This window comes from Aeromonas sp. A35_P, from assembly GCF_002259925.1.
Classification (GTDB): domain Bacteria; phylum Pseudomonadota; class Gammaproteobacteria; order Enterobacterales; family Aeromonadaceae; genus Aeromonas; species Aeromonas dhakensis.
This window is the reverse complement of sequence record NZ_NEVB01000062.1, coordinates 1-9,383: the sequence shown is the minus strand read 5'-3', so window position 1 is coordinate 9,383 and position 9,383 is coordinate 1. Positions and strand designations below refer to the sequence as shown.

Genomic DNA, 9,383 nt, shown 5'->3' with positions numbered 1-9,383 from the left:
GGCCTGTTTCAGGGCGGTGAAGGAGGCCAATTGTGAGCACCTGGGTGTTGTCACCGGGGGCAACCTTGACTTGCTGGATCATCCGGCATTCAACTGGGTAAACACGATGATAGGGAATGTGAAGAACTCGCTGCGGGGCAGTTGCCATACGCTCGGAGCGAAGCATTTACCGAGACATCTTGCTGAATACTGCTTCCGGTTTAATCATCGTTTTGACCTCAAAAGCATGTTGGTTGAATTGGGGCATGCAGTCGTGGCAAGCCCTCCGATGCCATATCGGCTCTTGAAGCTGGCTGAGGGTCATGGGTAATCAGGTAAACGTTTGCGTGATTTTGTGCAGCAGGACAAGGAGGCGGCGGGGATTTTCCATCAGCACGACGGGTGATGCAACCCTGCCGTGCCCGGGCGGGATTCAGGGTGTCGAAACTATGTTCAGCCGCTGCAGAAATTGTTGCGGGGTAAGCGGGCGGCCATAGAGATAACCCTGCAGATAGTCGACGTGACGCTCGGTGAGAAAGTCCGCCTGCTCCCGGGTTTCGACCCCCTCGGCGATGGTTTTCAACCCCAGTCGGGTGGCCAGGTTGATGGTGCTGTCGAGAATGTGGCGGGAGAGGGCATTGGTGCCGATCATGGCGACGAAGCTCTGATCGATCTTGAGATAGTCCACGTGAAACTGCTGCAGATAGGTGAGGCTGGAGTGGCCGGTACCAAAGTCGTCCAGCCCTATCCTGACCCCCATCTGCCGCAACTCGTCAAACAGTTGCCCGGTGAGCTGGTTGGGGGTGATGAGCTCGCGCTCGGTCAGCTCCAGCACCAGGGTGACCTCGTTGGCGCCGAAGGCGGCGAGAAAGGTGCGGCAGTCATCCACCAGGCTCAGCTGCTGGCAGTGACGGGCACAGATGTTGAAGCTGAAGTGGAAGCGGGGCGGCAGCGCCGCCGCATGGGGGGCGAACTGCAGCCGCACCTGTTGCATCAGGGTCTGGGTCATCAGGATGATGAGGCCACTCTCCTCCGCCAGCGGAATGAAGAGATCCGGCCGGATCAGCCCCTGACGGTGGTGCTGCCAGCGCATCAGCACCTCGCAGCCGTGCAGCTGGCCACTCTGGCTGACGACGATGGGTTGCAGATAGGGGACGAACTCCTGCTTGATGATGGCGCGTCTGAGCTCCTGGGTCGGGGTAGAGATATGGCTCCACCAACGGTAGGTGGCGAGGCCGGCCAGCCCGCCCAGGAGCAGGATCAGCACTATGATGGTGCTCTGCTTTTGCAGGGTGGTGGTCAGCACGGCGCTCAGCGGAAATCCCTGATTGAGGCTGTAGTTGAATGCCGCCGAGTCGAGCCGGTAGTTGAAGCCCCGCAGCCTGGGTGGCTGGCCATCGTGCACCTTGCCGTGCAGGTCGAGCCACTGCTCGCCTATCTGTACCCAGCTGTGCGCCCCGGCGAGGCGCCACTGCATCGGCTTGCTCAGGTGATAAGGGTTGATGGCGACCAGCACGGCTTGGTTCCCCTCGCTCAGGTGGTAGAACAGCAGCGACGGCTTGCGTCCGAGCCGGGTAACGGCTTCCAGCCTGAACTGCTCGTGCCGGTGATCCTGCAGCCGGTCTTCGAGATCTATCTCGTCGAAGATGGAAGAGCAGTAGAGGCGGCCGTTACGGGCGAGGTTGATCGAGCGCACATAGGGGGAGGTGGCGACCAGCACCCGCAGCTCGCGGGCTACCTCGCGACAGGGGCGGCTGGCCAGTGGCAGGGCAGCCCTGGCCGCTTGGGTCGAATGGGAGAGCGCGCTGTCGATCTGCGTGATGGCACGCTCGGCGGCGGTCTGGGCCTGCTGCCGGGTCATCGACCAGGTTTGCCAGTAGAGGGTGGCCAGGGAGATGAGGATCAGGGTGGCGCAGCAGAGCAGGCTGGCCAGGAGACGAGGCATGTTGCTGCTACGCAGAAAGGGGAACACCATGTACCACGCCTCGTGAAGGTTCAATTGAACAAAAAAAGGTCGGTCATACTACACAATCACACCTCAATCTCCTAGCCACTACAAGGGGCTTTCGCAACGTCCAAAAAGCAAAGGCGGCCCGCAGGCCGCCTTTATCCGTCATCACTGGCTGGTCGAGCTTACAGCTGCTCGATGCCGACGATGTGCCAGGGAGCATTGTCCTTGGCCAGGTTGCGCTCGAGGTGCCACACCTCCTTGATGTCCTCCTCGACCTGCTCCTGGCGATCCATGTAGCGGCCGCTGAAGCGCACGCTCACCTGGGCCCAGTCACTGCCGTAGTCGGCGCGCACCAGCTGGGTATCCACATACATCACCTCGGTGTGCTGCTCACCGGTCAGCTCGGCGCGGTCGGCCTTGAGCTGTTCGAACAGCTCGGGGCTGACGTATTCGCGGATCTTCTCCAGATCGTTCTTGTTCCAGGCTTCCTGCAGGGTGCGGTAGTGATCGCGGGCACCGGCCAGGAAACCGTTCATGTCAAAACCTGGCGGCAGGCGGAACGGCACGTCGCTGTCGGCAAAGCCGGTGGCCTGCGGGGCGCTGTGGTTCTGTTCGAACTGCTGGGGAGCCGCACTCTGGGGCGGCTGGTAGCCGGCGTAGGCCGTCTGTTGCTGCTGCGATGCCGCCATCTTGCCCTTGCGCAGGGTACGGAAAAGGAACACGCCGCCCAGTGCCAGCAGGGCGATCAGCAGGAAGTCCATCCCTTGCAGGCCTTCGAAGGCACCGCTGCCCAGCAGGTAGGCGAACAGGCCGCCGGCCAGCAGACCACCCAGCAGACCGCCCATCATGCCACTTTTCTTGGGGGCCTGAGCGCCCACTGTGGGATTCTTGGTGTCGACCGGCTTGGCGGCGGGCTGGGCCGGCGCCGTCTTGTAGCTCTTGCCGAAGGATTTGCCGCCGCCAAACTTCTTGGCTTCGGCGTGAGGTGCCCCCAGGCCAATGGCCAGGATCACGGCAAACAGGGTCAGCATCTTTTTCATTTTGACTCTTTTCACTCTCGTCTGTGGGTGGGGCATGCTCTGCTTTGGCAAGCTCAGCGAGGCGCATGGCAGGCTGCATGTCCCTAAATGTGTCGCAGCTTGGGGCGATATGTACCATGATTGGCATGAATTATTCATGAACGAAGAACCACGTCGTGTGGGTATCAATGGCAGGAGTGTGTCCCATGAAAAACAGACGATTGAGCCGCAAGGAGCGCAAACTGCGTAGCAAAACCAGACAGAGCAAGGGCGAACTGACCCTGGTCTGGCCCTTCATCGTGGTTTGAGCCCCGTTTTGTGCGGCAACGGACATCAGGAGGCGATGGCAGCAACCAACAGGAGGGCGGTTGTGCCACAGAGAAGTGAATAGCGCGTATTTGCGCTCGCGATGGCGGGGTTTCTTTTGTAAAATTCCCGTCCCCTTCCCGCTGCGGTTTTTATGTGTATGGCAGAGCAAGTGACGGCGAAAAAAGACGCCAAGACACAACAGCTGAAAGTACCTCCCCACTCTTTTGAGGCCGAACAGTCCGTACTGGGCGGCCTGATGCTGGACAACGAGGCCTGGGATCGGGTCGCCGAACGGGTGATCGACAAGGATTTCTACAGCCGCCCGCACCGCCTGATCTTCCAGGCCATGACCCGCCTCTCCAATGCGGGCAACCCCATCGACCTTATCACCTTGCAGGAGGAGCTCGAGCGCTCCGAGCAGTTGGAGGAGGCTGGTGGCTTCGCCTATCTGGTGGAGATCGCCAAGAACACCCCGAGTGCCGCCAACATCAGCGCCTACGCCGAGATCGTGCGTGAGCGGGCGGTGGTGCGGGAGATGATCTCGGTCGCCAACGAGATAGTCGAAGCGGGCTACGAGCCCCAGGGCCGTACCTCCAACGATCTGCTGGATCTTGCCGAGAGCAAGGTGTTCCAGATCGCCGAACAGCGTACCAGCGCCAACGAGGGCCCCCAGCCCTTGAAGCTCATCCTGGAGCAGACCGTCGACAAGATTGAGGAGCTGTTCAAGACTCCCCACAACGGGGTGACCGGCGTCTCGTCCGGCTACAACGACCTGGACAAGATGACCGCCGGTTTGCAGCGTTCGGACCTGGTCATCGTCGCGGCTCGTCCCTCCATGGGCAAGACCACCTTTGCCATGAACCTGTGCGAGCATGCGGCACTCACCGCCGACAAGCCGGTGCTGATCTTCTCCCTCGAGATGCCCTCCGAACAGATCATCATGCGTATGCTTGCCTCGGTGGGGCGCATCGACCAGACCAAGGTGCGGACCGGTCAGCTCGACGATGAGGATTGGGCTCGTCTCTCCTCCACCATGGGCCTCCTGCTCGAGAAGGGCAAGATGTACATCGACGACTCGTCGGGCCTGACCCCGACCGAAGTGCGCTCGCGCGCCCGTCGGGTGGCGCGGGACAACGGTGGCATCAGCATGATCATGGTGGACTACCTGCAGCTGATGCGGGTGCCCAGTCTCTCCGACAACCGTACTTTGGAGATCGGTGAAATCTCCCGCTCCCTCAAGGCGTTGGCGAAAGAGCTGCAGTGCCCGGTGGTGGCGCTCTCCCAGCTCAACCGAAGCCTGGAACAGCGCGCCGACAAGCGCCCGGTCAACTCGGATCTGCGGGAATCGGGCTCCATCGAGCAGGATGCGGACTTGATCATGTTCATCTACCGCGACGAGGTCTATCACGACGACAGCCCCGACAAGGGGATCGCCGAGATCATCATCGGAAAACAGCGTAACGGCCCCATCGGCCGGGTGCGGCTCACCTTCCAGGGCCAGTTCTCGCGCTTTGACAACTACGCGGGTCCGGCGTTTGATGATGACTACTGATTATCAGGTGACCCGCTCTGCGTGCGTCACCCTGATGATGGTAAAGAGAGTTCCATAAACAGTTTTCCCGGTTCGACAATTCTGCCGGTCCGGCCTTAGACGATGACATTTGAGGGCTGACACCACCCGGTGCCTGACGCGTTGGCGCGTTATCATGCCCTCGTAAGGGAAAACAGATGAAAGCGGCTATCGCCCAAATCAATACAGCGGCCCTGCGCCACAACCTCGCCGTGGTCAAACGCCACGCTCCCCAATGCAAGATCATTGCGGTGGTCAAGGCCAACGCCTATGGCCACGGTCTGCTGCCGGTCGCCCGCACCCTGGTGGATGCGGACGCCTACGCGGTGGCCCGCATCGAAGAGGCGCTGATGCTGCGCTCCTGCGCCGTGGTCAAGCCCATCGTGCTGCTGGAGGGCTTCTTCAGCGCCGCCGACCTGCCGGTGCTGGCGGCCAACAACCTGCAGACCGCGGTGCACACCTGGGAGCAGCTCGAAGCGCTGGAGCAGGCCGAGCTGCCTGCCCCCGTGGTGGCCTGGCTCAAGCTCGACACCGGCATGCACCGGCTCGGCGTGCGGGCCGACGAGATGCCCGCCTTTATCGAGCGGCTCGGCAGGTGCAAGAACGTGGTGCAGCCGTTCAACATCATGACCCACTTCAGCCGCTCCGATGAGCTGGAGCAGTCCACCACCCGCGAGCAGATCGACCTGTTCAGCCAGCTGACCGCGCCGCTGTTGGGCGAGCGGGCCATGGCCAACTCGGCGGGCATCCTGGCCTGGCCGGATTCCCACTGCGACTGGGTGCGCCCGGGTGTCATCCTCTACGGCGTCTCGCCGTTCCCCAATACGGTGGCGGCGGATTACGACCTGCAGCCGGTGATGACCCTTAAGACACAACTGATTGCGGTGCGGGATCACAAGGCGGGCGAGCCGGTGGGTTATGGCGCCAACTGGGTGTCGGATCGCGATACCCGACTCGGGGTGATTGCCATCGGCTATGGTGACGGTTATCCGCGCATGGCCCCCAACGGTACGCCGGTGCTGGTCAATGGCCGCATCGTGCCGCTGGTGGGCCGAGTCTCCATGGACATGACCACGGTGGACTTGGGCCCAGGCGCCACCGACAAGGCCGGCGACGAGGCGGTGCTCTGGGGTGAAGGGCTGCCGGTGGAGCGGGTGGCCGACCAGATCGGGACCATCCCCTACGAGCTCATCACCAAGCTCACCTCCCGGGTCTTTATGGAATACGTCTAGCTGCCGTGAGCGCCAAACGTGAAAAAGCCCCGCATGCGGGGCTTTTTTTATGGTGTCGTCAGCGACCTGTGGATTACCGGTTTACCGGATTACCGATGTTACTGCCGGTGCATCCGCACGAACTTCTCCATCAGCTGCTCTTCGGTCTCCACATGGGCGGGATCCCAGATGATGCAGTCGATGGGGCAGACACTGATGCAGGTCGGCTTCTCGTAGTGACCGACGCACTCGGTGCAGCGACTGGGGTCGATCTCGTAGATCTCCTCGCCCAGGCTGATGGCCTGGTTCGGACATTCGGGATCGCACATGTCACAGTTGATGCACTTGTCGGTGATGAGCAGGGACATCTCAGGCGGCCGAGTGGGGCTGACGGGTGTCCTCGCGCTCGCCGAGGTTGCGCAGCAGGATGCCGTAGTTAACGTCCACTTCCTTCGGTACCGGCACGTAGACCACGTGGCCGTTGCCCGGCGCTGTGTCGATGAGCTCGCCCTTGCGGTTCTGCATCTGCTCCAGATTGAAGCTGAGGTTGCCCTGCGGGGTCATCAGCTCCAGGCTGTTGCCCACCAGGAACTTGTTCTTCACCTCGACTTCCACCATGTCGCCGTTGCGACCGGTGATCTCGCCGACGAACTGCTGGGTGTCGGAGACCGAGTAGCCGTAGTCGTAGTTCTGGTATTCGCTGTGGTTGTGACGGCGCAGGAAGCCCTCGGTATAACCGCGGTGGGCCAGGTTTTCGAGGGTGCCCATCAGGCTGCGGTCAAACGGGCGGCCGGCAACCGCATCGTCGATCGCCTTGCGATAGACCTGGGCGGTGCGCGCGCAGTAGTAGAAGGACTTGGTACGGCCTTCGATCTTCAGCGAATGGACGCCCATCCTGGTCAGCCGCTCGACGTGCTCGACGGCGCGCAGATCCTTGGAGTTCATGATGTAGGTGCCGTGCTCGTCCTCGAACGCGCTCATGTACTCGCCCGGACGGTTGGACTCTTCCAGCAGCACCAGCGCATCGGTCGGCTTGCCGGCGCCCAGGGTCGGGTCGACCTTTTGCACGGCGATGGGCTCCTGACGGTGGACGATCTGGCCCACCTCGTCCTCTTTACCCTCGTGCACCTTGTACTCCCAGCGGCAGGAGTTGGTGCAGGTGCCCTGGTTGGGGTCGCGCTTGTTGATGTAGCCCGAGAGCAGGCAGCGGCCGGAATAGGCCATGCACAGCGCCCCGTGGACGAACACTTCCAGCTCCATCTCAGGGACCTGCATGCGGATCTCTTCGATCTCGTCCAGCGACAACTCGCGAGAGAGGATGGCACGGGTCAGGCCCATCTGATGCCAGAACTTCACCGTGGCCCAGTTGACCGCGTTGGCCTGCACCGAGAGGTGAATGGGCATGTCCGGGAAGGCTTCACGCATCATCATGATGAGACCGGGGTCGGACATGATCAGCGCATCCGGGTTCATCTCCACCACGGGGCGCATGTCGCGGATGAAGGTCTTGAGCTTGGAGTTGTGGGGCTGGATGTTGGCCACCACGTAGAACTGCTTGCCGAGGGCATGGGCTTCGTTGATGCCGAGCTGCAGATTCTCGTGATCGAATTCATTGTTGCGCACCCGCAGGCTGTAGCGGGGCTGGCCGGCATAGACGGCATCGGCGCCATAGGCGTAGGCGTAACGCATGTTCTTGAGGGAACCTGCGGGGGAGAGCAATTCTGGTTTAAACATGTCGGACTCTTATGTCTGATTGCAAATCAGGACGGCGCCACCTGATGGCGTCGTATGGGTTGAGCTGCGCCGGGAGTGGATACTCACACCGCTACCCGGTCACGGCATATCCGGCATCGGCCGGATAAATGGGGTGCGAGATTGTACTCGCCCTCACCGCATCATGCAATTTGGCAGGGAATCCTCCCCGGCGCGAGTCGACGGGTAAAATGGGCCGCTCAGACCCAGCGGGAGAGGGGAGAAGGCATGGCGTAGGCATAGCCCTGCTGATAGTCACAGCCGAGCCGGTTGGCTGTCTCGATGTGCTGCAGGGTTTCGACTCCTTCGCAGACCACCTTGATGCCGAGCCGCTGCAGGTACTCCACCAGACCGGTCAGCATGCTCAGGGCATGGGGTGTCTTGCTGGCTTGCAGCAGCAGGGAGCGATCCAGCTTGATGATCTCGTAGGGTAGCGCCATCACCCGCTGGAAGTTGCAGGTCTGGGTGCCGAAGTCGTCGCAGGCGATGTGGGCACCGTGGCTGCGCAGTACCTCGATCAGCGCCCTGTGCTGCCGCAGCAGCGGGGCCTGTTCCAGCACCTCGAACCAGATCTCGATCCCCAGCTTGCGCGCCTGCATCAGCACCAGCAGCAGCAGGTTCTGATAGGTGGGGCCGTTCAGGGTCGGGTTGAGATTGATGGAAAGAAAATAGGGTCCGCCTTTTGCCAGGGTCGGCAGATCCCGCATGATGGCCCGCAGCATGACGATATCAAGATGGAGGGATTGCTCCTCACCGAGGGAGGCAAAGTCGATGCCCTGATAGCTCTGCTGGGCCGCCTCCCAGCGTCTGGCCAGCACCTCATAACCCTTGACCTGATGATCCCGACCGATGATCGGCTGATAGAAGGGTACAGCAAGCTCGGCCACCGGGATGCTTGCCATGTCACTCATTGGGGACTCTTCTTGAAATGCAAACACGGCACTCACCTGTTGATGGATATGGCCGTGGATAATAGCGGAGGGAGCGCGAAATGTTCTGTAGGAATTCTCTGGTAATATGGGTTAGTTAGCCACCTGGATATATGAACCTGATTACCCATGATTAGCAGTCACCCCGAACTATACTGATCTTATGCACAGTTATCGAGGAGCGAGATCATGGCCAAAAGCAAAGTCCAATTCCAGAAAGGCTACAGCCTGTTTGAGCTTCTCAAGGACTATGGCACTGAAGCTCAGTGCGAAAACGCGTTGTTCACTTGGCGTTTTCCTCACGGCTTTGTCTGCCCTGAATGTGCCAACAAGACCTGTTGTCACCTGAAAAGTCGGCCACGCGTGCTGCAATGCAATCACTGCCATCACCAGATGTCATTGACTGGGAACACTATTTTCGCAAACACCAAGCTCCCGCTGACCAAGTGGTTTCTGGCGATGCACCTGTTGTCACAAACCAAAACAGGTTTGTCAGCGATGGAGCTAAAGCGCCAGTTGGGCGTCAAATATGACACCGCCTGGATGCTCAAGCACAAGCTGCTGCAAGCCATGAAAGAGTCCGATGACAAGCAGCCCATCAGCGGCATCATTCAGCTCGATGATGTCTACTGGGGTGGCGAGCACCGTGGTGGCAAACGGGGT

At 60.8% G+C, this 9,383-nt stretch carries 9 protein-coding genes; 4 read left to right on the top strand and 5 right to left on the bottom strand.

Features of this window, described 5'->3' with window-relative positions:
• A partial coding sequence (locus CAK78_RS05190) for a transposase (RefSeq protein WP_141214129.1) occupies positions 1-310 on the top strand: 310 nt, incomplete at its 5' end.
• A gap of 102 nt (positions 311-412) precedes the next feature.
• On the opposite strand, the gene CAK78_RS05185 is transcribed toward CAK78_RS05190, so the two are convergent.
• Complete coding sequence (locus tag CAK78_RS05185; protein WP_094696589.1) at positions 413-1,954, bottom strand: EAL domain-containing protein; 1,542 nt, start codon at positions 1,952-1,954, stop codon at positions 413-415.
• A gap of 158 nt (positions 1,955-2,112) precedes the next feature.
• Positions 2,113-2,970 carry a Tim44 domain-containing protein gene (locus CAK78_RS05180; RefSeq protein WP_017784371.1) on the bottom strand — a complete coding sequence of 286 codons (858 nt, stop codon included), beginning with the start codon at positions 2,968-2,970 and terminating at the stop codon, positions 2,113-2,115.
• Positions 2,971-3,415: 445 nt separating this feature from the next.
• Here CAK78_RS05180 and dnaB point away from each other — a divergent pair, with 445 nt between their 5' ends.
• Both dnaB and alr read left to right on the top strand, forming a co-directional pair.
• A complete protein-coding gene (gene dnaB / locus CAK78_RS05170) occupies positions 3,416-4,810 on the top strand; it encodes a replicative DNA helicase (protein WP_010673258.1) in 1,395 nt (464 codons plus the stop codon).
• A gap of 176 nt (positions 4,811-4,986) precedes the next feature.
• On the top strand, positions 4,987-6,060 hold the full coding sequence (gene alr / locus CAK78_RS05165; protein ID WP_094696588.1) for an alanine racemase: 1,074 nt from the start codon (positions 4,987-4,989) through the stop codon (positions 6,058-6,060).
• A 98-nt stretch (positions 6,061-6,158) separates the two neighbouring features.
• Here alr and CAK78_RS05160 read toward each other — a convergent pair whose 3' ends face one another.
• The 3 genes from CAK78_RS05160 to CAK78_RS05150 all read right to left on the bottom strand — a co-directional run bounded on the left by CAK78_RS05160 (position 6,159) and on the right by CAK78_RS05150 (position 8,729).
• Positions 6,159-6,407 carry a YfhL family 4Fe-4S dicluster ferredoxin gene (locus CAK78_RS05160; protein WP_005303946.1) on the bottom strand — a complete coding sequence of 83 codons (249 nt, stop codon included), beginning with the start codon at positions 6,405-6,407 and terminating at the stop codon, positions 6,159-6,161.
• Between the two features lies 1 nt (position 6,408).
• Positions 6,409-7,773, bottom strand: coding sequence for a prephenate-dependent tRNA uridine(34) hydroxylase TrhP (gene trhP, locus CAK78_RS05155; RefSeq protein WP_005303943.1), 1,365 nt, complete (start codon positions 7,771-7,773; stop codon positions 6,409-6,411).
• 218 nt (positions 7,774-7,991) lie between these two features.
• Entirely contained in the window at positions 7,992-8,729 is a 738-nt protein-coding gene (locus tag CAK78_RS05150) for an EAL domain-containing protein (RefSeq protein ID WP_094696587.1), read from the bottom strand.
• A 180-nt stretch (positions 8,730-8,909) separates the two neighbouring features.
• On the opposite strand from CAK78_RS05150, the gene CAK78_RS05145 reads away from it, so the two are divergent.
• The coding region (locus tag CAK78_RS05145) for an IS1595 family transposase (protein ID WP_141214128.1) at positions 8,910-9,383 on the top strand (474 nt) is incomplete at its 3' end.

What these genes read in the sequence shown, in the direction of transcription:
- CAK78_RS05185 (WP_094696589.1), bottom strand. Translation starts at nt 1,954, where the DNA reads ATGGTGTTCCCCTTTCTGCGTAGCAGCAACATGCCTCGTCTCCTGGCC.
- CAK78_RS05180 (WP_017784371.1), bottom strand. Translation starts at nt 2,970, where the DNA reads ATGAAAAAGATGCTGACCCTGTTTGCCGTGATCCTGGCCATTGGCCTG.
- trhP (WP_005303943.1), bottom strand. Translation starts at nt 7,773, where the DNA reads ATGTTTAAACCAGAATTGCTCTCCCCCGCAGGTTCCCTCAAGAACATG.
- CAK78_RS05160 (WP_005303946.1), bottom strand. Translation starts at nt 6,407, where the DNA reads ATGTCCCTGCTCATCACCGACAAGTGCATCAACTGTGACATGTGCGAT.
- dnaB (WP_010673258.1), top strand. Translation starts at nt 3,416, where the DNA reads ATGGCAGAGCAAGTGACGGCGAAAAAAGACGCCAAGACACAACAGCTG.
- alr (WP_094696588.1), top strand. Translation starts at nt 4,987, where the DNA reads ATGAAAGCGGCTATCGCCCAAATCAATACAGCGGCCCTGCGCCACAAC.